Raw genomic sequence first — 22552 nt, forward strand, 5'->3', positions numbered from 1 at the left:
GGGGGGGGGGCGGACGGCTCGACGGCGGCCGGCTTCGCCGGATCGAAAGGAGAAGGATCGAGAGATCATCGGGCGGAGCGGCCCGTGCAGGGGTTCCAGCCTGCGGCAGGCCGCGCCCTGCTCGAACTCCGGCGACGCCCGGAGGACGGTTCGCCGCCTCGCCGCGCGAGGTTTTTGATGTGCGAGTTCGCCCCCCCGCGCGCGGCGATTATTGATACGCCAGCATAAACAGATTTTTAGCGCACTGGCGTGAATAGTCCCTGCCATTGACGGCACGGGGCCTGATTGATTGTGGGGATAAATTTATGAGTACAATGAATATCAAGCGACCCATGTGGGTCAAGATGACCGGTTACGGTTTCGGCGCGGTGCTGTTTGCCAGCGCCACGATCGGCGGGCTGGCGTGGTACAGCCAATCGCTGATGAACCAGCAGGCAGTCCTGAAAGAATTCAACGCAGACCTGGCGGTGCTCGAGGCGGACATGGACGCGCAGAAGCGGGCCGCCTCCGGGCTTGCGCTGTCCATCGCCGGGGAGCCGGACATCGCCGATCTCATTCTCAACGAAGCGCGGGACGAGCTGGTGGCGAAATACGCCGGCAGCCTGGCCAGGGTGACCGAACAGAGCGGACTTGGCCTCATTACCTTCACCAAGAACGGCTTTGCCGTGGCCCGCGTTCATGCGCCTGACAAGTTCGGCGACGACATCAAGGGCCGCCGCAAGATGGTCGTGGCCGCGTTGACCGACGGCAAGCTGCACGCAGGCATCGAGCCGGGGCGCACCTCGGTCAACACCTTCGCCTCCGTCGCCACGATGAAAGACGGCCAGATCGCCGGCGTCGTCGATGTCGGCAGCGCCCTGTCGGAAGACTATTTCGCGCGCATCGGCGAAAAGACCGATTCGAAGATCGCCATCCACATTCTCAGCGAAGGCAAGTTCGAGACGCAGGCCTCCACATTCGGCGACACCGCCATGCTGTCCGCCGACCAGATCCAGACGGCGTTTGACGGCAATCTGCCCATCATCATGGCGTCTGCCGGCGAGCGCAATTACGCCGTGTCCGGAAAGGTGCTGGAGAATTTCTCCGGCGAAAAGATCGGCGTCATCGAGATTGCCTCCAACGTCACTCCAATCGTCGCGGCGGGCACGACCGCGACCTGGACGTCGGTCGTGGGCGCGATCATCGTCTCGCTCCTATCGCTGCTGGGCTTCCTGGTCTATGCCCGCTCCTTCTCGGGCACGATCCGCAGGATGACCGACACCATGGGCCGGCTGGCCAATGGCGACCTGGCGGCGATCGTGCCGGACCAGGACCGGTCCGACGAAGTCGGCGCCATGGCGCGCGCCGTCCAGGTGTTCAAGGAAGCCGGTCTCGAGAAGATCCGCCTGGAGAACGATGCGGAGGCCCAGAGAGGCCTTTCGGAACAGGCGCGCAATCGCAACAGCGAGATGGAACGGGTCCGCGCGCAGGAAATGCGGGAGGCGACCTCCGGTCTCGGCGAAGGGCTCAAGCACCTGGCCGACGGCGATCTCACCTACCAGTTGACCGAGCCGTTCGCCGCCGATTTCGAAGGGCTTCGGACCGATTTCAACATGGCCGTCACCCAGCTCGGCGAAACTCTGCGCGCGGTCGCGGAGGCGTCGATCCAGATCGACAGCGGCTCGCGCGAAATCAGCCAGTCGGCGCAGGATCTCTCCAAGCGCACCGAACAGCAGGCGGCCTCCCTCGAGGAAACCGCGGCGGCGCTTGACCAGATCACCGCCAATGTCACCAGCTCGACCCAGCGCGTCGAGGAGGCAAGGTCGGCCGCTATCCAGGCCAACCAGAGCGCGGTGCAGTCGGGCACGATCGTGTCGAACGCCGTGGAGGCGATGGGCAAGATCGAGCAGTCGTCCAACCAGATCTCCAGCATCATCGGTGTGATCGACGAGATCGCCTTCCAGACCAACCTGCTGGCGCTCAATGCCGGCGTCGAAGCGGCGCGCGCCGGGGAAGCCGGGAGAGGCTTCGCCGTGGTGGCCCAGGAAGTGCGCGAACTGGCGCAGCGGTCCGCCAAGGCCGCCAAGGAAATCAAGGACCTGATCCGCAATTCCTCGGTCGAGGTGGAAGGCGGCGTCAGGCTGGTCAACGAAACCGGCGACGCGCTCAAGACGATCGAGACCTATATCGTCACGGTCAACGACCACATGAAGGCCATCGCCAGCGCGGCGGCCGAACAGTCGGTCGGCCTCTCCGAGGTCAACACCGCCGTCAACCAGATGGACCAGGTCACCCAGCAGAACGCGGCGATGGTCGAGGAAAGCACGGCGGCCAGCTACACGCTGTCGGCCGAGGCCGGACGCCTGGGCGAAATGATCGCCCAGTTCCGCCTTAACGGCGGCCCAGGCCACAAGGCCGCGGCGCTGCGCCAGACCGCGACCGCCATGGCAAATGCGGCGGCTCCGGGAAAACGGATGGCGGCGCAAGGCAATCTCGCCGTCAAGTCCGACGAGTGGACGGAATTCTGAGGCCTCCGCGCCAAGGGCACGGCAATCGCGCGACCTTGATGATCCAAGACCGCGCCCAACCCTGAAACTTCAATCCGCGGGCAGCCTGCTGCCCGCGGATTTTTTATGGCCGGAAAGGCCCAACCCGGTAACCGATGCGCGACTGGGACCCGCGTCCTCAGTTGGAGTTCTGCGGCGGCAGATCCTCGGGCTCGATCACCGGCGTCTCGCCGACCGGCGGCGCCGGCTCGGTGAATTCGCTGTCGCCCACCGGCGGCGGCCTGAGCACGCCATCGCATTCCTTGAGCTGTTCGGTGAGATTGGTGTCGGGCGACGCGCCGGGTTGGGGCTGGGCTCCGTCGCCGTCCATCGGCGCCTGCGGCACGCAATCGGCCGGCTGCGCCTCACTCTCCTGCGCCTGGTCACTGTCCTGCGCTTGCGCCAGGCCGGGCGCGAGCGCCAGTCCGGCGGCGAGGCACGCGGCGCCGAACAGGACACGCGGGCGGAACGGGGCTTGCGGGCGATTGACGGTCAGTCTCATGGTGTTGACTCCATTGCTTGCGCGGCCTGGCCGGTCTAGCCCGGTCGCCGCATCGGTTACATCATCGGATAGCCGTAGTAGCGGTAGAGCTCGGCCTCATAGCTGCGCTCGAGCCCGCTCAATTCGGCCAGCGCCGGCGCGTCCTCGATCTCCTGCCTGGTCTTGTCGAAGCTGACTGTGCGATCGGTCCAGGAGACCGAGCGGGCCCATTTCGGATCGAGCACCACCACCCGGCCGGGCAGCCAGTTGCCGGTGTCGACCGCGATCAGGGCGACGCGGAAGTCTTTTGGGTCAAGGATCAGGTCGGAGACCGATCCGATCTTGCCGTCCGCGGCCTCGATGCCGTAGCCCAGGATCTCGCGGGCGCTGCGCAGATGCACCTCCTCGCCATCGGCGACGGCTTCCGCTTCTCCCGCGGCCCCGGCGGCCGGGCGGCGCGGGATCGCCGGCGGCAGCACGGCCATGTAGCCGGCGGCGGCATAGAAGGGCTGGCCTGCCGCGACCATCCACTCGGCGCCGACGACGTCGCCGACCGTCTTCTCGGTGCTGGCGGCGGGCGCGCCCTCGAGGTCCTCGCGGGTCAGGCCGGTCGTCAGCGCCCGGTTCTCCGGCTCGACCGACGTGATGCGGTCGGGGGCGACCAGGACTGCGTGGGACGAGAACCAGCCGCCGGTGTCGATGACGATGTAGTCGGTCAGCCAGGTGCGCTCGTCGATGTAGAGATCGGTCAGGTCGCCCAGTCCGGTGTCGCCGTTGACCAGGCCCGCATTTCTCAGATCGGTGAAAGAGACATACATGTTCGCTCCTCCTTCTCGGGCGGTTGTTGATTGCCGTCATGCAGTCAACGTCTCGTCCCCGGTGCGGTTCCATCCCCGCCGGGCGCTTGCCAGGACGGACGCAAAGGTTGACGGCGACGGCGGTCGGCTTACCGTAAGGACGGACGGCGCCCTGCGCCGATCGAGGACAGAAAGGCAGACACATGACCGGGACACGCACTGAAACCGACAGCTTCGGGCCCATCGAGGTTCCCGCCGATCGCTTGTGGGGCGCCCAGACCGAACGCAGCCTGCACAATTTCCGCATCGGCGCCGAGACCATGCCGCAGCCGCTGATCCATGCGCTGGGGCTGGTCAAGCAGGCGGCGGTGCTGGCCAACATGGAGGCGGGGCTGATCGAGCCCGGGATCGGCGAGGCCATCGCTTCGGCTGCCGCCGAAGTGGCGAGCGGAGCGCTCGACGATCATTTCCCGCTCAAGGTCTGGCAGACCGGATCGGGGACGCAGACCAACATGAACGTCAACGAGGTGATCGCCAACCGCGCAATCCTCGCGCTCGGCGGCGTGGCGGGCTCGAAATCGCCGGTGCACCCCAACGACCACGTCAACCGCTCGCAATCCTCCAACGACAGCTTTCCCTCCGCCATGCACATCGCCGCGGCGCGGGAGCTCGCCAGCCGGCTGATGCCGGCGCTCACGCATCTCCACGCCATGCTCGACGCCAAGAGCAAGGCGTGGGAGGACATCGTCAAGCTCGGGCGCACCCATCTCCAGGACGCGACGCCGATCACGCTCGGGCAGGAGTTCTCTGGCTACGCGGCGCAGGTCGAGGCCGGTATCGCCCGTATCGAAGCCTGCCTGCCGCGGCTCTATCCGCTCGCCCAGGGGGCGACCGCCGTCGGCACCGGGCTCAACGCACCCGCGGGTTTCGCCGCGAGCTTCGCCGCCCATGTGGCGCGGCTGACGGGCCTGCCGTTCACCAGTGCCGCCAACAAGTTCGAGGCCATCGCCGCGCATGACGCCATGGTGGAACTGTCGGGCGCGCTCAACACGCTGGCGACAAGCCTGTTCAAGATCGCCCAGGACATCAGGTTCCTGGGCTCCGGGCCGCGGTCGGGCCTGGGGGAGCTGCGGCTGCCCGAGAACGAGCCGGGCTCGTCGATCATGCCGGGCAAGGTGAACCCGACCCAGTGCGAGGCGATGACGATGGTCTGCGCGCAGGTGATCGGCAACCATGTGACGGTCACCTTCGCCGGCAGCCAGGGCAATTTCGAGCTCAACGTGTTCAAGCCGGTGATCATCCACAATGTGCTGCAGTCGATCCGGCTGCTCGGCGACGCCGCCCGCTCGTTCGCCGACAATTGCGTGGAGGGAATCGAGCCCGACCGGGCGCGCATCGCCTCGCTGATGGAGCAGTCGCTGATGCTGGTCACCGCACTCGCGCCGCATGTGGGCTACGACCAGGCCGCGAAGATCGCCAAGCGCGCGCATCAGCAGGGATCGACCCTGCGGGCCGCCGCGATCGAGGCCGGGATCGACGGGGCGGAATATGACCGCTGGGTAGTGCCGATGGCCATGACCGGGCCGGATCCGGCCTGAAGCCCGGGGCACGAAAAAACGGCCCGGGAGGGGACCCGGGCCGCTGGTGATCGGGCGATCCCGGTTCCAGAGACGCCGCCAGTGTCGATGAGGTCAGGCCTGCCTAGATGCTCGGGAACGACTTGTTGACGAGAAGGGCCGAGGTATTGTCCGGCCCGTAGTCGCTTTCGCCGTCCACATCGAGGATCTCGCGCAGCCTGATGCGTGCGCGGTTGACCCGGCTCTTGATGGTCCCGACAGCGACGCCGGCGATTTCCGCGGCCTCCTCATAGGCGAAGCCGGAGGCGCCGATCAGAACGATCGCCTCGCGCTGGTCGTCCGGCAGGGTGTCGAGGGCGGCCTTGAAATCGGCCATGTCGAGCTTGCCGTACTGCTCCGGATGCGTGGCGAGGTTGCCCGCGAAGACGCCGTCGGGATCGGGCAGTTCCCTACCCTTCCGGCGCATCTGGCTGTAGAATTCGTTGCGCAGGATGGTGAACAGCCAGGCGCGCATGTTCGTTCCCGGTTGGAAACTCTCCTGCTTGCCCCAGGCCTTCATCACGGTCTCCTGAACGAGGTCGTCGGCCCGGTCGTGGCGGCGGGACAGCGACACGGCGAAGGCCCGCAGGCCCGGCAGGGCGGCGAGCATCTCGCGCTTGAAGGAGAACGGGGTCGCCCCTTCGGCGATCTTGGTGTGGGGAGCGCTCATCTCAGTGCGCGCCGCCCGTACCGCCCGCCCGTTCCGCTTCATCGAGTTTTTCCAGCAGATCGAGAAGTTGGCCGGGAATCGGTTCCTGTTCCACGGATTCGTAGTACCGTTTCAGCTGCGAAGCGATTGCATCACTCGCGTCGTGATTTGAGGAGCGTTTGCCCATCTTAGCTGCTCCTTTCTGATCTTTGGTCATCATACCCCTTGCAAGCCCGTATTGAATCAACACATGACATGATAATGCGCCTTGGAAAAAAAAGTTCCATGGCTGCGGAACTTTTTTTCCGCCAGTGCATTCAGTTTTCTGTTGCCACTTTCTGTGGACTATCAAGGGGTACGTAATGACGACATTATCCATGCGCATCGCGCCGCATCTTCCCTATCTTCGCCGTTTCTCGCGCGCGGTCACCGGATCGCAGACTTCGGGCGACGCCTTCGTCGCCGCAACACTTGAAGCCCTCATTGCAGACCTCTCGGTGTTTCCCAACTCCGGCGATGACCGCGTTGCGCTCTACAAGCTGTATTCCCAACTCTTTGACAGCCTTTCGGTTCCAATCCCCCGCAACGAGACTCCGTTCGGCTGGGAAAAAAGAGCCCGCGCCAATCTCGAATCCGTGACGCCGCAGGCCCGCAAGGCATTTCTGCTGGTGGCGGTCGAAGGCTTCAGCACCGAACAATGCGCCGAGATCCTGGATGTGGACGAGGCGGGACTTTCCAGGCTGCTCGATACAGCTTCGATGGAAATTTCCCAGCAGGTCGCCACCGACATCATGATCATCGAGGACGAGCCGCTGATCGCCATGGATATCGAGGACATGGTGGAGACGCTCGGCCATCGCGTCACAGGCATCGCCCGGACGCGCACCGAAGCGCTTGATCTGTACAAGCGGACCCAGCCGAAGATGATCCTCGCCGACATCCAGCTCGCCGACGGAAGCTCCGGGATCGATGCCGTCAACGATATTCTCAAGGACGACACGCTTCCGGTCATCTTCATCACGGCGTTTCCCGAACGCCTGCTGACCGGCGAGAAGCCGGAGCCGGCGTTTCTGGTGACCAAGCCGTTCAACCCCGACATGGTCAAGGCGCTCATCAGCCAGGCGCTGTTCTTCAATTCCGCCGCCGAAGACGCCCAGGAAAGCGAGCCGAGGACCGGAACCAACTGAGACTTCTGGCGTTGACAGCCCATCGAATGACAAAGGAGAATTTCGATGCTGTACTACGCTCTTGTGTTCCTCGTCGTCGCCATCATCGCGGGTGTCCTCGGATTCGGCGGGATTGCCGGTGCTTCGGCCGGCATCGCGCAGATCCTGTTCTTCCTGTTCCTGGCGCTTCTGGTCATCTCGGTCATCATCAATTTCGTCCGGAAAGTCTGACTGACCCTAGACCAGCCGCACAGACAGTTAATCCGGGCGCTGGGCCACATCCAGCGCCCGCTTGCCACAGGACCGGCGCACCGAACAGACAGATGAGTATGGAATGAATCTAGATTCGATCAAAAAAACTGATCGCTTGAGATTCGCGCTGGCGGGTTTGCAGAGTGCTGGCGTCTCCATGATGTATCAGGATCGGGACCTCAGGATCCTGTTCACCGCCAACCTGCCCGAATCCTGGCCCGGCGAAGACGAGGTCAAGGGCAAGACCGACAGCGCGCTGTTCGGCGAAGCGCAGGCTTCGGTGATTTCCATCGCCAAGCGCGAAGTGCTGGAGAGCGGCGAAGCCGACAAGCTCGAGATCCAGCGCGACAGCGACCAGGACCGGCACTGGTTCCTGCTGCATATAGACCCCGACATCGACGAGGACGGCAAGGTGATCGGGGTCCTGACCACCATCCTCGACATCGACGACGTCAAGTACCGCGAGACGGTGCTCAAGACCCTGTTGCGTGAACTCAGCCACCGGTCGAAGAACCTGTTGGCGATCATCCAGTCGATCGCGTCGCAGACCGCGCGCTACGCCGACGATCTCGAAACGTTTCTGTTTGCCTTCCGCAACCGGATCCAGTCCATGGCCCAGTCGCAGGATCTGGTGACCGCGTCGGACTGGCGCGGCGCCGAACTGTTCGCGCTGACGCGATCGCAACTGGAGCCGCTTGTGGGCAAGCGGTCGCCGCGTTTCGGCATGGCGGGCGAAGACGCCTATCTGTTTCCCAATGCGGCGCTGCATCTCGGGCTTGCCCTGCATGAGCTGACCATCGATTCCCTGGCCAAGGGCGCCCTGGGTCCGGCAGGCGGCTCGATCGAGCTCGCCTCGCGGCAGCGCGTGAACGGCAATGGCGAGCCCGAGCTCGTCGTCCGCTGGACCGAGACCTTCGCCCGGCCGCCCGACGCGGGAACACCGCGCGAGGGCACGAAGGCCGGATTTTCCGGCACCGTGCTCGGGCGCATCGTGCCGCAGGCGCTTTCGGCCAGCGTGGAGCACGACACCAACCAGGACCGGATGGTCTATCAGCTCACCATCCCCAGCACCCAGTATGAGCTTCATCCGAAGCGCTGAGGTTTGATTGTCCGGCTCGTCGCGCCTCCCCTGTTCCTTTCACTCTTCGTAAGATTTGGTGATTCTGCTTCGGCGGAACTTCCCTGACCCTTGGACGTTAACTCTCCAAAAGGAGAAGCGTCATGGAACACATCGCAGCCTTTATGATCCTGATCGCCTGCAGCGACGACTATCAGAGCTGCACGGAACAGCCCGCTCCTGCGGTCGCCTATGAAACCATGCAGCAATGCGAACTCGAGCTGTCGCCGGCCGTCCGCATGATCACCGCCAAGAGCCATGCGCTCGGCAAATGCGTCGAGATCGATCCCGCCCTGCTCTATGAGGACGCCGAGATCGTCTGGGACGTCACCACCGAGGGCGAGATCGAAGTCGCGCTCGAGCTGATCGATCCCGAGATCAATCTCCAGACGCTCGCCCAGTCGGAACCGACCGAGGAAACCAATCGGCTGAATTGATCGGCTGGCGGTTTGAACCCTTTGACAGAATCCCGGCGATCGCGCCCGGACGCGTGCCCCCTTACCCCAACACACTCATCAGATGAGGCTGATCATGACTATTGAAGATATCCACGACAAGACCGCCGAGGTGCTGAATTCCATCGGCGATACGCATATCGCCCTGATCGACGCGGTCCACGGCTATGACGTGATGCTCGAAAAGGCGGAGCCTGAAATTCACGAGGTGCTGAAGACCACCCGGCAGACGACCGCCCGCCAGGCCGCGGAACTTGCCAAGTTCCTGATGGCCCATGGCAAGCACCCGTCGGAAGACGGATCGTTCATGTCGGCGGTTCACGAGGGCGTGGTGCGCACCCGGGCCTTTTTCACCGACATTGACGGGGACGTGCTGCCGGCCGTGGCCGATGGCGAGCGGCGGATCGTGTCGTCCTATGACGATGCGCTGGAGACGCTCGCCGACAACATGAAGTCCCTGCCGCGCGACACGTTCGATCAGGCGCATACGCTGCTCATCAAGCATCGCGCCGAAATCGAGGAAGTCGTGAGGAAGGTCGATTCACGCCATCACGTCCTGGAGGACTGATGCGGTAATAACGCGGCAACGCGTGCCAATTGACCCACGCAGCGGAACCATTATCCGGTTACCGCGTTGATATCATAAGCCGATTGGAAAGAACCGAACCCGGCTACCACACACGCTCACAAGGAGAATTGAGATGAACTGGGATATTATCGAAGGCAAGTGGAAGGAATACAAGGGCAAGGCGCAGACGCAGTGGGGCAAGCTCACCGACGACGACCTTGACCAGGTGGAAGGCAACCGCACGGAACTGGCCGGCAAGATCCAGGCTCGCTACGGCAAGTCGCGCGATGAAGCCGAAAAGGAAATCGACAACTGGCTCGACAAGCATTAATCGCGTAATCTGAGGGGCCCGGCAAATGGCTTGCCGGGCCCCTTGGTCACGAAAGCTTGTCAATGTCCCCGAAAAACCAGAGCGCTATTCCCGACGACGCCAGTCCGCTGGTGCGCAGGCTCGGCCGGTCCATCCTTCTCACCTATGACGAGGTCAAGTTCCTCGAGACCATGCAGGTCAACCAGGCCGAGGTCGACAAGGGCGATGAATTCATCCATGACGGCGATCCGCTGCGCCTGACCTTTCTGGTCCGCAGCGGTTGGGTCATGCGCTACAAGATCACTGCCGCCGGCCGCCGGCTGATCATCGGCGTGTCGCTGCCGGGCGATTTCATCGGGCTGCACGTCAATTTCAACAATTCCGCGATCTATTCGGCCGCCGCGCTGACCAAGTCGTCGCTGGCGCTGATCGAGCCGGTGCGCATCCTCGAAATCCACCGGCGTTTTCCGGTGCTCGCCTCGGGCCTCGAGTGGATGACCGTGCGGCACGCCAACATTCTCTCCGAACACAAGGTTTCGCTCGGCGCACGCACCGCGGCGCAACGGATCCTGCATTTCTTCCTGGAACTGTGGACCCGCCTCGAGCAGGTCGACCTGGCCACCGCCAAGGGGTTCCAACTGGAACTCACACAGGAGCAGATCGGCGATTGCATGGGCCTGTCGACGGTCCACGTCAACCGGTCGATCAGCCGGCTGTGCAAGGAAAACCTGCTGCGCATCGACAAGGGTGCGGTTTCATTTCCACAACTCAGCAGATCGATAAGTTTCGCCGACTTCGATAAGCGTTTTCTAATGGAGTTTTCCACCCGGCCCGGGCTTCCGGAGCCGATCAATCAGATTGCGTCAAATTGATCCAAGTTAACCTGCTTTATAGACGGCCCCTCGTTTCCTCCTAAACGTGCGCATGATTTTATTCGCTGGAAATCCTATTTCCAGTTCGGAGATTGGGTTGTATGGTCGACGCACACTTCTTGGATCAGACGAGCTTGCCAGGGCGAATCGCGCGCCTCAGCGGACTGTGAGCTGGAGCCGTTGAAGAAGGTTGCCATTTTGCTTTATCGTGTCCAGCCTGTGCTGGTTTTCGTCGTGGTTACGTTTGTCGGTCTGCTGACGGCCGCGGCTTCCTGGTACACCATCGACCATGCCAACCGGATGAGCTTCGCGGCCATTGCCGAGGACGCCGTCCAGCGCCTGAGCGACCGGCTCGACACCCACATGCTGCTGATCAATTCGGCCGAGGCTTTTTTCGAAGCCACCGGCGAAGTGCCGAGCGCGGAAGAATTCAAGGTCTTTGTCGGGCACCTCCAGAAAAGCGAGCAGTTCACCGGCGTGCAAGGCATCGGTTTTGCGCGCTATGTGCGGACCGGACCGCAATCGGACGAGGCGATCTCGCGCGAGCTGGAGAGGAACTACGGCATCGCCCGCGCCCCCTGGCCCGAAACCACCGAGGAAACCCGCACCGCCATCGTGCTGATGGAACCGCAGAGCGCGCGCAGCCTGAAATCGCTCGGCTACGACATGTATTCGGAACCGGTCCGCCGGGCGGCGATCCTGTCGTCGCTTGCCGAAAATCGCCTGCGCGCCTCGGGTTCGGTGCGGCTGATCCAGGAAACCGCCACCGACCGCCAGGCGGGCTTCGTCATGTACACCCCGTTTTTTGCCCGGAATTCGGGCCGGATTCTCGGATTCGTCTATGCCCCTTTCCGGATCGGCGACCTGTTCGATTCCGCGCTGAACCGTCTGCCCGCCCTGCCCGTCCACATCTCGGCCTGGGACGGGGAACCGTCCGACAGCAGCCTGATCTACGAATCGCCGGGCAAACCGGGAACCCATTATGGCGTGGTGGAGGAAATAAAGACGTCGCTTGAAGTGGCCGGACGCACCTGGCGACTGGAGGTCCATCCCTCCGATCTCTACAGCCCTCCGTCGGATCAGACCCGGACCTTCATGCTGATGATTGCCGCCGTGCTGCTGGCCGCGGCGCTGGCCGCCTCCTCCCATTCGCAGCAGCGCACCATCGAGGTTGGCGAGGCCCTGCGGGAGGAGACCGAGCGCGCGCTGACCGAGCGCGAATTCCTGCTCCAGGAGATGAAGCACCGCATCAAGAACATGATCGCCCGCGTTCTGGCCATCTCGCGGCAGACGGCGCGGGCCTCCGAGAGCCTGCCGGAATTCTCGAAGTCCTTCTCGGCGCGGCTGCAGGCGATGGCCGCGTCGCAGGACCTGCTCGCCCGCACCGCCTGGCAGGGCGCGGACCTCGAAACGCTGCTGGTGCAGGAGCTCAAGCAGCTTTTCGGCGACGATCCGATCGAGGACAAGTTCACGGGCCCGACGGTCGAGCTCAACGAGACGGCGACCCAGGCGTTCGGGCTGGCGTTTCACGAGCTCGCCACCAATGCGCTCAAATACGGATCCGCGAGATCCCCCGGCGGGGTGCTCGACATCGCCTGGTCCATCCGGTCGCAGCCGGGCAAGAAGGCGGAGCTGGTGCTGACCTGGTCCGAACGCAGCCCGGAGCCGCTCGACGCACAGGATGCCGAGGTGCTCGGCGGCAAGAAGGGGTTCGGAACCAAGCTGCTCGACGCCACCATAAGGGGTGAACTCGGTGGATCGATCACCTCGGTGAAGAGCGACTGCGGCATCGATGTCACCATCACCGTCCCCTACGATCGGGTCACCTCGCGCCCGAAAATCCTGAAGACCGCCAAAAGATAGCCACCCGAATCCGGGGGCGCCGCCGGGAACCAGACGGCAACGGGAAGGAACCAAACCCTCCTGTCCGGCATTATCCTCAATTGAGTGGGGGTGTAGCCGGATGAAGCATATGTATCGCCTGGAGCCGCCGGTGGTCCGGATCGCCGCGAAATCGGGCATGGACGCAAGCCTGCAATCCATCTCACGGGTGGCCATCATCATCATTGGCCTGGTAGCCGCCTTCGCCGGCCTCGACCAGGCCCAACCGCTGCTTGCGCCGATTTCACTCGCCATCATCACCGGCCTGATGGCCTCTCCCGTGGCCAGCGCGCTCGAGCGCTATATCCCGGTCTCGCTGTCGGCGGCCATCGTGGTGGTGCTGTTCCTGGGCTTGATCGCCTCCGCCATCGCCCTGTTCTCGATGCCGCTGTCGATCTGGATGGACCGGCTGCCGGAGATCTGGCGGGAACTGCAGCGCCATATGCTCGACTGGCAGACTGTGTTCGAGACACTGGGCGGCGTCCAGGAGCAGATCCGCTCGATCTCCGGCGGAGAGGCGCAGATGACGGTCGAGATCGAGGATGGCTCGGCGGTGGAAGACATCGCCACGCTTGCGCCCGCGCTGGTGGCACAGATCATCCTGTTCCTGGCCAGTCTCTATTTCTTTCTCGCCACCCGTCATACCTTGCGCGTGAGCATCCTGTCGCTGTGCTTCAGCCGCCACTCGCGGCTTCGCACCGCCCGGATGTTCCGCGACGCCGAGTGGTTCGTGTCGCGCTATCTTCTGTCCATCACCGTCATCAATGCCGGCCTGGGGCTCAGCACCACGGCGGCGATGTGGCTTCTCGGCGTGCCGCAGCCCTATCTCTGGGGCATGCTGGCCTTCATTCTCAACTATGTGGTCTATATCGGCCCCGCGGTGATGGCCGGGATCCTCTTGGGCGTCGGGCTTGCGACCTGGGACGCGCCGCCGGCGATCTTCATGCCCATGGCGGCCTACCTGACCCTCAACATGTTCGAGGCGCAGTTCGTCACGCCGCAGGTCATCGGCCGCTCCGTGACGCTGAGCCCGTTTCTGGTGTTCCTGTCGCTGGCCTTCTGGATCTGGCTCTGGGGTCCGGTGGGCGGACTGCTGGCGGTGCCGTTCCTTCTCATCGCGCACGCGGTGCTGCGCAATTCGGCGCTTCTGCACCCGTCGAGACCGGCTTCGGGCGGCAGAAGCCCTGTCGCGGCGAACGCCTGATCCAAAAAAAAACGCCCCGCTCGGAACCAAGAGCCGGGTCGGATCGTTTCCAACCCGTAACCGCCGCCGAGCCAGCACCGCGCTCTCACACACGCACCGGCCCGGCGCACACCTTTCGATGCAAAGAGGAATTTACCATGTTTAAGATGCTTTTGGCCAGCACGGCCTTGACCGCGCTTGTGACCACGTCGGCTTTCGCACAGAGCACCACCGCGACGACGGACACAAACGCCGCTGCAACCACCACCACCGAATCCACCGCGACCGCCACGCCCGGCGCAGATGCCGCCATGCATGGCGCAGTGCTTGCCAGCGACCTGATCGGCGCCGCCGTTTACGAATCTTCCGCCCAGGACGCTGCCTCGATCGGCGAGATCAATGATCTGGTCGTCAGCCCCGAAGGCGAAGTTTCTTCCGTCATCGTCGGCGTCGGCGGCTTTCTCGGCATCGGCGAAAAGGATGTCGAGATCGAGTACAACTCGGTCGAATGGGCCGACCGCGATGGCCAGCGCTGGATCGTCGCCAACATGAGCCGCGAACAGCTTGAAGCTGCTCCCGCCTTTGACCGGACCAACATCTACACCGAAGCGCAGTCCAAGCCGGAAGGCATGAACAACACCACTGCGACCGGCACCGACACCAACATGGCAACCGGCACCGACGCCACGACGGCGACCGGCACGGACACCAACACCGCGGCTGGCACCGACACCACCGCCGCAGCCGGCACGGAGCCGACCACCGAGCAGTCCACCACGGAACGCGTCGACAACGGCCAGAGCGCCGTGGCTCCCGCCGAGGAGCAGGCTCAGGTCATTGACCGCGCCAGCATGAAGGCCGTCACCATGGGCGACATCAGCGCCGACGACCTGATCGGCCGCAGCGTCTACGGCGCCAACGACGAGGACATCGGCGATGTCGGCGACGTGCTCCTGGGCGCCGACAACAAGATCGAAGGCTTTGTCATCGATGTCGGCGGTTTCCTCGGAATGGGTGAAAAGGAAGTTGCCGTTTCGCCGGAAAACCTCGAGATCCTGGCTGATGCCGAAGGTGACGTGACGGTGTTCACCCCGTTCACCCAGGAACAGCTCGAAGCCCAGCCGGAATACAACAAGGAAACCTGGGAAACCGATCGTGACACCATGATCATGCGCGCTCCGGCCCGCTAATCAGGTTCCCTACCGGATGAAACACAGCCGCCGGAGCGATCCGGCGGCTGTTCTGCTTTTTTCAGGAATCTCGCCGAGGCTCCGGAACCAATTGCGGCCCCATCCGTTGTCGCAGTGAAATCAAAGGAGATCAGTCATGGCTACATCGAACAAGAGCACGCGGTCCAGCGGATCGGATTCACCGGTAATGGACGATATCGCCGAGCGTACGGCGCGGATCCGCGAAGAACTGGCGGCTCTTGGCGAGGCCCTGGCCGGCGCCGGCGCCCTGAAGGCCGGAGTGGCCCGCGAGGCCGCTGAGGCCCGGGTCGATGAAGTCCTGCGCAGCGGCGAACGTCTCGTCTCGGAAATGTCGGGCAAGATGTCACGCGCCGAGCGGCAGATGGCCGAAACCGTCCGCGAGAAGCCGTTGCAGTCGCTCGGCATCGCGGTCGCCGCGGGCTTCCTGGCGGCAATCCTGTTCCGCAGATAATGGGATACCTGTCCAACATGACGGTGATCCTGTCGGCCTTCGCCGGTGCGAAGGCGCGGCAGGTCAAGCGGGAAGCAATGGCGGCGCTGTTCATCGCGTTGATGGCTTTGCTGACAAGCATGTTCCTGCTTGCGGCCTTCGCGGCCTACATCGCCCAGACCCACGGTCCGGTGATCGGGCTGCTCTCGGCGGCGGCCGTCTCGGTTTTCCTGGCCGCAGTGGCGCTCGGCATACGGGCTTGGGTGCGCAGGCGGGCCTTGCGGCGGCAGCGGGTGGCGACAGCCAGCGCTGCTTCGGCCATGGCGGCTTCGGCCGCCACCGGCATGATCGCCAACAACAAGGTCATGACCATGGCCGCCGGTCTGGCGATCGGCGTGCTGGCCGGGGTCCTGGTCCGTTCGGGCCGCGACTGAGCCGGGCGAATACGGAAAGGAGATTGAAAGATGACCAATCCGATTGATCCTACCCTGGTGCGTCAAGGCCGTCTCGGCAGGCAGGTCCTGGTGATTCTGGTGGCGAGCCTGATGCTTGCCTTCATGTCCGCATGGGTTCTCTGGAGCACCGTCTCCAGCGAAGCAAGTGCCAGCATGACGTCTTCCCCGCCGCAATCGGCCGCTATCGAGCCGAAGGGAGCGAAGACCTCCGGCACGATCCTGGCGTCGGAGTGACCTTTCTCCGTTTCCGAACCCCGCAATCCATTGAACTATTCAGAAAGGCAAGATCATGAGCAAGGCAGCCATCGCAAGTCTCTCTCCGGAGGCCACCAAGGACGACATTCACACCGGCCTGAAGACAGCCTACCGCAAGGCCATGGCCAATGACCTGTCCAACATCCTTGCCGCGACCTACCGGCTGACGATCAAGAGCCATGTCTATCACTGGAACGTCGTCGGTCCCGTCTTCAAGTCGATCCACGACCTGACCGAAGAGCACTACAATGCGCTGTTCGCGGCGACCGACATCATCGCCGAGCGGATCCGCGCGCTGGGTCACCTGGCCCCGGTCAACTTCGACATGACCAAGAGTTTCGCGCCCGCCAACGGCGCCGACGTCGACCAGGGCTCGGCCCGTGACATGGTCAGCGATCTCATCGCCGAGCACGAGCAGGCAGTGCGCGACATGCGCGCCGCCGCCGCCAAGGCCGGCGACAATGACGACATGGTCACCGAAGACATGCTGACCGCGCGCCTGACCTTCCATGAGAAGGCGCTGTGGATGCTCCGCGCCGTCGTCGCCGAGTAACCGGACCCGGCACTGCCGTACCGGCTCCAACGCCCTGACCTTCGACCCGCTTCGGCGCCGCTTGTGATTGGACAGGCCGGCGCCGAAGCCGTTTTGCGCCCCTCGCCGAAACCGGCCTCGGCGGCCGGTGGCTGGCCCTAGTCGAACACGATGCGCGGAAAATAGAACGACACGACCCAGTTCGGGGCGTCGACCACCTCGCTCACGCGCAGGTCGCCGCAGACCGAGCAGAGCATGTAGGCGTCCTCCGGCGCGAGGCCGCGCCAGCGCGCCAGATGATCGATCATGCCGGACACCGCGTCCCGCGCCGCCGCCATCAGGTCGGGGCCGATGCCGGTCGTCACCTCGTAGCCGGCCCCGTCGAGATGGCGCGTCACCGGGCCGGGCGTGGAAAAGCGCGGGAAGGCCGGCGCAGCGCCCTTGATCAGGTCGAGCGTGACGACGATGTCCATGGCGCTCTCGATCGCCGTGCCGCAGACCTCGCCGTCACCCTGGGCGGCATGGGTGTCGCCCACCGAGAACAGCGCGCCCGCCACCTCGACCGGCAGGCAGAGCTCCGTGCCCGCGGCGAGATCGCGGATGTCCATGTTGCCGCCCGTCCTGAGCGGCGGAATGATGTCGTGGAGCCCGGGTTCGGCGGGGGCAACGCCGATGGTTCCTGCAAAAGGCTTGAGCGGCACCCGCGCCCGGTCGTTGAACACCGCCGGCGTTCTCGCCGTCCTGTCGTACTCCCACAGATGCAGATGCGGATCCGGAAACCGGTCGGCCAGAAGCCCGAAGCCGGGAATGATCGCGCTCCAGCCGAAACCCGACGGCTTGAACTCGCGAATCGTCACCTTGAGCGCGTCGCCAGGTTCGGCGCCGTCGACGAAGACGGGGCCCGTCACGATGTTCACCCGCGCCGGATCCATCCGCGCGATGTCGGCTGCCGTGCTGCGCCGGGTGTAATGACCGTCGGCGGCGTCGCGGCAGTGAAGCTCGATCGTCTCTCCCGGCGCGACATGGGCGACCGGCGGGATCGACCTGTCCCAGCCGCGGTGGCAGCAGCCGCTGTGGATCGTGCGCCAGGCCGCCGCGCCCCCGTTCACGGTTTCGGCCGCGGGCGCTCGCGCATGGCGGCGCGCTCCAGCATGTAGTTGGCCGCCTCGCGCATGTGCTCGCCCATGATCTCGCGCGCCCGCCCGGCGTCGCCCGAGTTGATCGCGCGCAACAGGCGGACCTGATAGTTGAGCCCGGTCTCGCGAAGCCCCGGATTGGGTCCCTGGTAGATCTCGCGGCAGACCGTCATGTCGCGTAGCAGGCTCAGCAGGAACACGGCGACGAAGCCCAGCACGCGGTTGGGGCAGTTGCGGGCAAGCTCGGCGTGGAAATCGAGCTCGGCCAGGCGCTGGCGGTACTCGTCCTCGCCCGACACCGGCTCCGCCTCGTAGAGGCGGATGGTGTCCTGCAACGCCGCGAAGGCCTCCTTCGACAGGGTCGCCGTCGCCGCCGCGGCGGCAAGCTCCGGCTCGATCAGCATGCGCATGGCATAGATGTCGGCGATGGTCGGCGGCGAGAACAGGAACAGGTTGTCGAGCATGCGCAGCGCGTTTTCGGGCGCGATGGCCGCGACGAAAGCGCCTCCGCCCGGGCCCGTCTTGGTGGTCACCAGCCCCTGGAATTCGAGCAGCTTCAGCGCCTCGCGCAGCGTGCCGCGCGACACGTTGAGCGCGTCCGGGTCGAGCCAGCCGGCCGGAACCCGGTCTCCGGGAGACAGGCCCGACTCCATGATGCGGTCGCGGATCGCGTCGGCGGTGATGTCGGGCCGCTTGCGCTTGCGCACGGCCGCCGGCACCACGGGCGCAATTTCCGGCCTGTCCGACACATCCGCCATTCCCGCCTATCGCCCCTCATGTGGATGAAAACACGCCGCCCGGTGAGCTGTCTCGCCGGCCACTTCATCGAGCGGCGGTTGCCTAGCATTACACATATCGGTGCCGCGAGGGCAACGGGCATAAAAGGCGCATCCGGGCGGCGGATTGTAGGGGTCGGGCAGTTCGGTCTCGGCATCCTCGGAGACCAGCGAACGCCGCCCCGGCGCGGGCGCCGATTGCAGCAACAGGTGCGTGTAGGGATGGCGCGGCGACCCGAAGACGGCGCGCGCGGGACCGATCTCGACGATCCGGCCGAAATACATCACCGCCACCCGGTCGCTGACGCTTTCGACCACCGAGAGATCGTGGCTGATGAAGACATAGGTCAGGCCGAACCTGGTCTTCAGTCCGTCGAGAATGTTGAGCACCTGAGCCTGCACCGAGACATCGAGTGCGGAAACCGGCTCGTCGAGCACGATCAGCTTCGGATCGGCGGCGAGCGCGCGGGCGATGCCGATGCGCTGGGCCTGGCCGCCGGAGAATTCGTGCGGATAGCGGTCGAGGAACTCGGGCGCCAGATTGACCGCGTCCATCAGCTCCGACAACCGGCTCTCGCGCGCCGTCCGGTCAAGCCCGAGCAGATGGATCAGCGGAGCCTCGAGGATGGTGCGGATGGTCTTGCGCGGGTTGAGCGAGGCGACCGGATCCTGGAAGACATATTGCACGTCGCGCGACAGCCGGCGCAGATCCTTGCCCGCCTCGGCCACCAGGTCGCGCCCGTCGAAGACGATGCGGCCGCCGGTGGGCGCGTCTAGGCCGACGATCAGGCGCGCGAGCGTGGACTTGCCGCAGCCCGATTCGCCGACGACGCCGAGAGTCTCGCCGCGCCTGACCTCGAGGGAGACATCCTGGACGGCGTGGACGGCGGGCCGCATCCGGCCGAACAGGGTGCGGCCGCCGCCGAACACCTTCTCCGCCTGTTCAATGGAAAGAAGCGGCGCCTCAGGCATCTGCAGCCTCCCGCGTGAGCGGGTGGATGCAGCGCACCTCGCGGCCCGCGCCGAACCTTGTGAGCGGGATCGGCCCCGTGCGGCAATCCTCCCGGGCCCGCGGACAGCGCGGGGCAAAACGGCAGCCCACCGGCAGGTCGTTGACCACCGGCGGGCGCCCCTCGATGGCATCGAGCCGGCGCTCGGGTTGCCCGAGCACAGGCACGCAGTCGATCAGCTTGGCGGTGTAGGGATGGGCCGGAGAGGACAGGATCTCGGCCGTCGTTCCGGTCTCGACGAATTGGCCGGCATACATCACCGCGACGCGGTCGCAGATCGCCGAGACGACGCCGAAATCATGGGTGATGAACAGGATGCCGGTGTTGTTCTCCCGGCGCAGCGCATCGAGCAGCGACAGAACCTGCGCCTGTACCGTGACGTCGAGCGCGGTGGTGGGTTCGTCGGCGATGATGATCCTGGCGTCACCGGCAAGCGCCATGGCGATGCAGACGCGCTGGCGCATGCCGCCGGACAGTTCATGCGGATAGGCCTTGAGCCGCTCCGCCGGATTGGGGATGCGCACCAGCTTCAACAGCTCGGCCGCCTTCTCCGTGGCCCGGGCCTTGCCCAGCGGCTGGTGCGCCTGGATCGCCTCGATCAGCTGGTCGCCAATGGTGAACAGCGGATGCAGCGTCGACAGCGGGTCCTGGAACACGTGGCTCACGGCGGAGCCGCGCAACTGGCGCACGCGCTCGTCGGAGACCGAGAACAGGTCCTCGCCATCGAGCAGCGCCACGCCCTGGGTGATGCGGCCGGGCGGGGTCGGCACCAGGCCCATGATCGACATGGCGGCCACCGACTTGCCGGAACCGGATTCGCCGACGATGCCGAGACACTCGCCCTGCCCCAGCCGCATGTCGACGCCGCCCACCGCGTGGAAGATCTCCCGGCCGAAATGAAACTCGGTCCTGAGCCCGCGCACGTCGAGCACGGCGCCGGGCGACGGCAGGAACTTGCCCGGCGCGTGGTCGCGCATCACCGCGGTGCGCGCCACCGGCCGGGTCAGCGCCCCCGATTTGAGCCGCGGATCGAGCACGTCGCGCACGCCGTCGCCGATGAGGTTGATGCTCATCACCAGGGCGAAGATCATCAGCCCGGGGATGATCGACACATGCGGCGCGGTGAACAGGATCTTGCGGCCGTCGCCCAGCATCGAGCCGAGGTCCGCCTGCGGCGGCTGCGCGCCGAGCCCGAGGAACGACAGGCCCGCGGTTTCGAGGATCATCCAGCCGACCGTCGTCGACATGGTGATGATGATCACCGGAAGCACATTGGGCAGAACCTCGATGAACAGGATCTGCGCGTGGCTCTTGCCCGACAGCCGCGCCGCATCGACGAATTCGCGGCGCGACAGGCCGAGCGCGATGCCGCGGATGTTGCGGGCGAAGAAGGGGATGTTCACCACGGCGATGGCGTAGAGCGCGTTGAGCAGGCCCGGCCCCAGCACCGCGACGATGGCGAGCGCCAGCAGGATGTAGGGAAAGGCCATGACCATGTCGATGCCACGCATCAGAAGCGTGTCGACCCGGCCGCCGGCATAGCCCGCGACGAGCCCGATCAGCGAGCCGAAGAAGGCGGCGATCAGCGTCGCCGAGATGCCGACGGCGAGGCTCACGCGGCTGCCCCAGACAAGCCGCGAGAGAATGTCGCGGCCGAGCGCGTCGGTGCCGAGCAGATGGCCTTCGCTCAGCGGCCGGAGCAGCCGGTCGGCCGGGGCGGTGACGTCGGGATCGGGCAGCGGCAGCAGCGGAGCCAGCAGCGCCGTGAGCACGATCAGCGCGAAGATCGCGAGCCCGGCGGTCGCGAGCCTGTTGTTGAGCAGCAGGCCCAGATTGTCCGGACGCCCGGAGGACCTTTTCCTGGGGCGCGCAGCCGGCGCGGTCGCGGTGCTTGCCTCGGCCATCAGCGCAGCCTCGGATCAAGCACGGTCTGCAGCACGTCGGCTGCGAGGTTGAACAGCACATAGGCGCTGGCGACCACCAGCACGCCGCCCTGCACCAGCAGCAGGTCGCGGGTCGAGATCGCCTTGACCAGCATCGAGCCGATGCCGGGCCACTGGAACACCGTCTCGATATAGACCGCGCCGCCGAGCACGAAGCCCGCCTGGATGCCGATCACCGGAATGACGGTCACCAGCGCCGCCTTGAAGGCGTGGCGGTAGATCACGCGGTTCTCGGTCACGCCCTTGGCGCGCGCGGTGCGGATGTAGTCCTGACGCAGCACTTCGAGCATGGCGGTGCGGGTCAATCGCGCGATGACGCCGGTGGCGACGACGGCCAAGGTGAGCGCCGGCAGGAACAGATGATGCAGCAGGTCGAGCGGCCCGCCGCCGCCATAGATGGCGTACATGCCCGAGGCCGGGAACCAGCGCAGGTTGACCGCGAAGACCAGGATCAAGAGCAGCCCGAGCCAGAAGGAGGGGATGGAGATGCCGATCAGCACCACCAGCGTGATGGTCTTGTCCACCCAGGAGAACTGCCGCACCGCCGAGATGACGCCGGCGATCAGGCCGAGGATCGAGCAGAGCACCAGCGCCGTGCCGGCGAGGATCAGCGTCGCGGAGAAGCGCTCGAGCACTTCGTCGAGCACCGGGCGGTTGAGCGTGTAGGAGCGGCCGAGATCGCCCTGGAACAGGTTGGCGATCCAGATCAGGTATTGCTGCAGGAGCGGCTTGTCGAGGCCGAGGTCGCGGTTGAGCTTCTCGACATTCTCGGGTGTGGCATAGGAGCCGAGGATCGCGGTGGCCGGATCGCCCGGGATCATCGCCATGATCAGGAAGACGATGATGGTCAACCCGAACAGGACGGGAATCGCGGCCAGAAGGCGTTTGGCGATATAGGCCGACACAGGCGGTCTCCCGGGCGGGTTGGATTG

25 protein-coding genes are annotated in these 22552 nt (G+C 65.1%); 16 read left to right on the forward strand and 9 right to left on the reverse strand.

Features of this window, described 5'->3' with window-relative positions; translation table 11 throughout:
* Window positions 1-305: 305 nt before the first annotated feature.
* Window positions 306-2507 (forward strand): methyl-accepting chemotaxis protein, encoded by a 2202-nt coding sequence (locus LL06_RS22370; RefSeq protein WP_035532172.1) that lies wholly within the window; start codon window positions 306-308, stop codon window positions 2505-2507.
* 157 nt (window positions 2508-2664) lie between these two features.
* Here LL06_RS22370 and LL06_RS22375 read toward each other — a convergent pair whose 3' ends face one another.
* Both LL06_RS22375 and LL06_RS26580 read right to left on the reverse strand, forming a co-directional pair.
* On the reverse strand, window positions 2665-3027 hold the full coding sequence (locus tag LL06_RS22375; RefSeq protein ID WP_052161827.1) for a hypothetical protein: 363 nt from the start codon (window positions 3025-3027) through the stop codon (window positions 2665-2667).
* Between the two features lie 56 nt (window positions 3028-3083).
* Window positions 3084-3824 carry a PRC-barrel domain-containing protein gene (locus LL06_RS26580; protein WP_052161828.1) on the reverse strand — a complete coding sequence of 247 codons (741 nt, stop codon included), beginning with the start codon at window positions 3822-3824 and terminating at the stop codon, window positions 3084-3086.
* A 182-nt stretch (window positions 3825-4006) separates the two neighbouring features.
* Here LL06_RS26580 and fumC point away from each other — a divergent pair, with 182 nt between their 5' ends.
* Entirely contained in the window at window positions 4007-5401 is a 1395-nt protein-coding gene (gene fumC, locus LL06_RS22385) for a class II fumarate hydratase (RefSeq protein ID WP_035532174.1), read from the forward strand.
* Window positions 5402-5504: 103 nt separating this feature from the next.
* On the opposite strand, the gene LL06_RS22390 is transcribed toward fumC, so the two are convergent.
* Both LL06_RS22390 and LL06_RS28350 read right to left on the reverse strand, forming a co-directional pair.
* A complete protein-coding gene (locus LL06_RS22390; protein ID WP_052161829.1) occupies window positions 5505-6089 on the reverse strand; it encodes a sigma-70 family RNA polymerase sigma factor in 585 nt (194 codons plus the stop codon).
* 1 nt (window position 6090) lies between these two features.
* Window positions 6091-6447, reverse strand: coding sequence for a NepR family anti-sigma factor (locus LL06_RS28350; RefSeq protein WP_152599727.1), 357 nt, complete (start codon window positions 6445-6447; stop codon window positions 6091-6093).
* Between LL06_RS28350 and LL06_RS22395 the strand changes: the two genes are divergently transcribed.
* The 14 genes from LL06_RS22395 to LL06_RS22460 all read left to right on the forward strand — a co-directional run bounded on the left by LL06_RS22395 (window position 6431) and on the right by LL06_RS22460 (window position 16776).
* Window positions 6431-7255, forward strand: a complete 825-nt coding sequence (locus LL06_RS22395; RefSeq protein WP_035532177.1) for a response regulator — start codon at window positions 6431-6433, stop codon at window positions 7253-7255. The two genes, LL06_RS28350 and LL06_RS22395, sit on opposite strands and share 17 nt — an antisense overlap.
* Before the next feature lie 45 nt (window positions 7256-7300).
* Window positions 7301-7465 carry a DUF1328 domain-containing protein gene (locus LL06_RS27070; RefSeq protein ID WP_035532179.1) on the forward strand — a complete coding sequence of 55 codons (165 nt, stop codon included), beginning with the start codon at window positions 7301-7303 and terminating at the stop codon, window positions 7463-7465.
* Window positions 7466-7643: 178 nt separating this feature from the next.
* On the forward strand, window positions 7644-8585 hold the full coding sequence (locus LL06_RS22405; RefSeq protein WP_161785009.1) for a PAS domain-containing sensor histidine kinase: 942 nt from the start codon (window positions 7644-7646) through the stop codon (window positions 8583-8585).
* A 122-nt stretch (window positions 8586-8707) separates the two neighbouring features.
* Window positions 8708-9040 carry a hypothetical protein gene (locus LL06_RS22410; RefSeq protein ID WP_052161831.1) on the forward strand — a complete coding sequence of 111 codons (333 nt, stop codon included), beginning with the start codon at window positions 8708-8710 and terminating at the stop codon, window positions 9038-9040.
* Window positions 9041-9134: 94 nt separating this feature from the next.
* The gene (locus LL06_RS22415) at window positions 9135-9626 is read left to right on the forward strand and encodes a DUF2383 domain-containing protein (RefSeq protein WP_161785010.1); all 492 of its coding nucleotides are present in this window, start codon (window positions 9135-9137) and stop codon (window positions 9624-9626) included.
* 133 nt (window positions 9627-9759) lie between these two features.
* Entirely contained in the window at window positions 9760-9957 is a 198-nt protein-coding gene (locus LL06_RS22420; protein ID WP_035532185.1) for a CsbD family protein, read from the forward strand.
* Between the two features lie 62 nt (window positions 9958-10019).
* Window positions 10020-10808: a Crp/Fnr family transcriptional regulator gene (locus tag LL06_RS22425; RefSeq protein WP_035532187.1), complete on the forward strand. Its 789-nt coding sequence runs from the start codon at window positions 10020-10022 to the stop codon at window positions 10806-10808.
* A 234-nt stretch (window positions 10809-11042) separates the two neighbouring features.
* Complete coding sequence (locus LL06_RS22430) at window positions 11043-12671, forward strand: CHASE domain-containing protein (RefSeq protein ID WP_152599728.1); 1629 nt, start codon at window positions 11043-11045, stop codon at window positions 12669-12671.
* A gap of 100 nt (window positions 12672-12771) precedes the next feature.
* Window positions 12772-13893 carry an AI-2E family transporter gene (locus LL06_RS22435; RefSeq protein ID WP_201772375.1) on the forward strand — a complete coding sequence of 374 codons (1122 nt, stop codon included), beginning with the start codon at window positions 12772-12774 and terminating at the stop codon, window positions 13891-13893.
* A 137-nt stretch (window positions 13894-14030) separates the two neighbouring features.
* Window positions 14031-15062 (forward strand): PRC-barrel domain-containing protein, encoded by a 1032-nt coding sequence (locus LL06_RS22440; protein ID WP_035532189.1) that lies wholly within the window; start codon window positions 14031-14033, stop codon window positions 15060-15062.
* 136 nt (window positions 15063-15198) lie between these two features.
* Window positions 15199-15534, forward strand: a complete 336-nt coding sequence (locus tag LL06_RS22445; RefSeq protein ID WP_081964141.1) for a DUF883 C-terminal domain-containing protein — start codon at window positions 15199-15201, stop codon at window positions 15532-15534.
* A 17-nt stretch (window positions 15535-15551) separates the two neighbouring features.
* Complete coding sequence (locus LL06_RS22450; RefSeq protein ID WP_152599729.1) at window positions 15552-15947, forward strand: hypothetical protein; 396 nt, start codon at window positions 15552-15554, stop codon at window positions 15945-15947.
* Between the two features lie 30 nt (window positions 15948-15977).
* Complete coding sequence (locus LL06_RS22455) at window positions 15978-16202, forward strand: hypothetical protein (protein WP_035532197.1); 225 nt, start codon at window positions 15978-15980, stop codon at window positions 16200-16202.
* A 55-nt stretch (window positions 16203-16257) separates the two neighbouring features.
* Window positions 16258-16776 (forward strand): DNA starvation/stationary phase protection protein, encoded by a 519-nt coding sequence (locus LL06_RS22460; RefSeq protein ID WP_035532200.1) that lies wholly within the window; start codon window positions 16258-16260, stop codon window positions 16774-16776.
* A 137-nt stretch (window positions 16777-16913) separates the two neighbouring features.
* Here LL06_RS22460 and LL06_RS22465 read toward each other — a convergent pair whose 3' ends face one another.
* From LL06_RS22465 to LL06_RS22485, 5 genes are read right to left on the reverse strand one after another with little or no spacing between them, the layout of a single operon-like run.
* Window positions 16914-17834, reverse strand: a complete 921-nt coding sequence (locus LL06_RS22465) for an acetamidase/formamidase family protein (RefSeq protein ID WP_244447209.1) — start codon at window positions 17832-17834, stop codon at window positions 16914-16916.
* A gap of 26 nt (window positions 17835-17860) precedes the next feature.
* Window positions 17861-18649, reverse strand: coding sequence for an FCD domain-containing protein (locus LL06_RS22470; RefSeq protein WP_052161834.1), 789 nt, complete (start codon window positions 18647-18649; stop codon window positions 17861-17863).
* A gap of 6 nt (window positions 18650-18655) precedes the next feature.
* Window positions 18656-19639 (reverse strand): oligopeptide/dipeptide ABC transporter ATP-binding protein, encoded by a 984-nt coding sequence (locus tag LL06_RS22475; RefSeq protein WP_035532207.1) that lies wholly within the window; start codon window positions 19637-19639, stop codon window positions 18656-18658.
* The gene (locus LL06_RS22480) at window positions 19632-21581 is read right to left on the reverse strand and encodes a dipeptide/oligopeptide/nickel ABC transporter permease/ATP-binding protein (RefSeq protein ID WP_052161835.1); all 1950 of its coding nucleotides are present in this window, start codon (window positions 21579-21581) and stop codon (window positions 19632-19634) included. Before LL06_RS22480 ends, LL06_RS22475 begins: the two co-directional genes overlap by 8 nt.
* Complete coding sequence (locus LL06_RS22485) at window positions 21581-22525, reverse strand: ABC transporter permease (protein WP_035532209.1); 945 nt, start codon at window positions 22523-22525, stop codon at window positions 21581-21583. Before LL06_RS22485 ends, LL06_RS22480 begins: the two co-directional genes overlap by 1 nt.
* Between the last annotated feature and the right edge of the window lie 27 nt (window positions 22526-22552).

This window comes from Hoeflea sp. BAL378, assembly GCF_000759435.1.
In the GTDB taxonomy this organism is placed as follows: domain Bacteria; phylum Pseudomonadota; class Alphaproteobacteria; order Rhizobiales; family Rhizobiaceae; genus Hoeflea.

What these genes read in the sequence shown, in the direction of transcription:
- LL06_RS28350 (WP_152599727.1), bottom strand. Translation starts at nt 6,447, where the DNA reads ATGGATAATGTCGTCATTACGTACCCCTTGATAGTCCACAGAAAGTGG.
- LL06_RS22390 (WP_052161829.1), bottom strand. Translation starts at nt 6,089, where the DNA reads ATGAGCGCTCCCCACACCAAGATCGCCGAAGGGGCGACCCCGTTCTCC.
- LL06_RS22415 (WP_161785010.1), top strand. Translation starts at nt 9,135, where the DNA reads ATGACTATTGAAGATATCCACGACAAGACCGCCGAGGTGCTGAATTCC.
- LL06_RS27070 (WP_035532179.1), top strand. Translation starts at nt 7,301, where the DNA reads ATGCTGTACTACGCTCTTGTGTTCCTCGTCGTCGCCATCATCGCGGGT.
- LL06_RS22455 (WP_035532197.1), top strand. Translation starts at nt 15,978, where the DNA reads ATGACCAATCCGATTGATCCTACCCTGGTGCGTCAAGGCCGTCTCGGC.
- LL06_RS22370 (WP_035532172.1), top strand. Translation starts at nt 306, where the DNA reads ATGAGTACAATGAATATCAAGCGACCCATGTGGGTCAAGATGACCGGT.
- LL06_RS22460 (WP_035532200.1), top strand. Translation starts at nt 16,258, where the DNA reads ATGAGCAAGGCAGCCATCGCAAGTCTCTCTCCGGAGGCCACCAAGGAC.
- LL06_RS26580 (WP_052161828.1), bottom strand. Translation starts at nt 3,824, where the DNA reads ATGTATGTCTCTTTCACCGATCTGAGAAATGCGGGCCTGGTCAACGGC.
- LL06_RS22475 (WP_035532207.1), bottom strand. Translation starts at nt 19,639, where the DNA reads ATGCCTGAGGCGCCGCTTCTTTCCATTGAACAGGCGGAGAAGGTGTTC.
- LL06_RS22395 (WP_035532177.1), top strand. Translation starts at nt 6,431, where the DNA reads ATGACGACATTATCCATGCGCATCGCGCCGCATCTTCCCTATCTTCGC.
- LL06_RS22450 (WP_152599729.1), top strand. Translation starts at nt 15,552, where the DNA reads ATGACGGTGATCCTGTCGGCCTTCGCCGGTGCGAAGGCGCGGCAGGTC.
- LL06_RS22470 (WP_052161834.1), bottom strand. Translation starts at nt 18,649, where the DNA reads ATGGCGGATGTGTCGGACAGGCCGGAAATTGCGCCCGTGGTGCCGGCG.
- fumC (WP_035532174.1), top strand. Translation starts at nt 4,007, where the DNA reads ATGACCGGGACACGCACTGAAACCGACAGCTTCGGGCCCATCGAGGTT.
- LL06_RS22410 (WP_052161831.1), top strand. Translation starts at nt 8,708, where the DNA reads ATGGAACACATCGCAGCCTTTATGATCCTGATCGCCTGCAGCGACGAC.
- LL06_RS22405 (WP_161785009.1), top strand. Translation starts at nt 7,644, where the DNA reads ATGATGTATCAGGATCGGGACCTCAGGATCCTGTTCACCGCCAACCTG.
- LL06_RS22420 (WP_035532185.1), top strand. Translation starts at nt 9,760, where the DNA reads ATGAACTGGGATATTATCGAAGGCAAGTGGAAGGAATACAAGGGCAAG.
- LL06_RS22440 (WP_035532189.1), top strand. Translation starts at nt 14,031, where the DNA reads ATGTTTAAGATGCTTTTGGCCAGCACGGCCTTGACCGCGCTTGTGACC.
- LL06_RS22425 (WP_035532187.1), top strand. Translation starts at nt 10,020, where the DNA reads ATGTCCCCGAAAAACCAGAGCGCTATTCCCGACGACGCCAGTCCGCTG.
- LL06_RS22480 (WP_052161835.1), bottom strand. Translation starts at nt 21,581, where the DNA reads ATGGCCGAGGCAAGCACCGCGACCGCGCCGGCTGCGCGCCCCAGGAAA.
- LL06_RS22445 (WP_081964141.1), top strand. Translation starts at nt 15,199, where the DNA reads ATGGCTACATCGAACAAGAGCACGCGGTCCAGCGGATCGGATTCACCG.
- LL06_RS22435 (WP_201772375.1), top strand. Translation starts at nt 12,772, where the DNA reads ATGAAGCATATGTATCGCCTGGAGCCGCCGGTGGTCCGGATCGCCGCG.
- LL06_RS22375 (WP_052161827.1), bottom strand. Translation starts at nt 3,027, where the DNA reads ATGAGACTGACCGTCAATCGCCCGCAAGCCCCGTTCCGCCCGCGTGTC.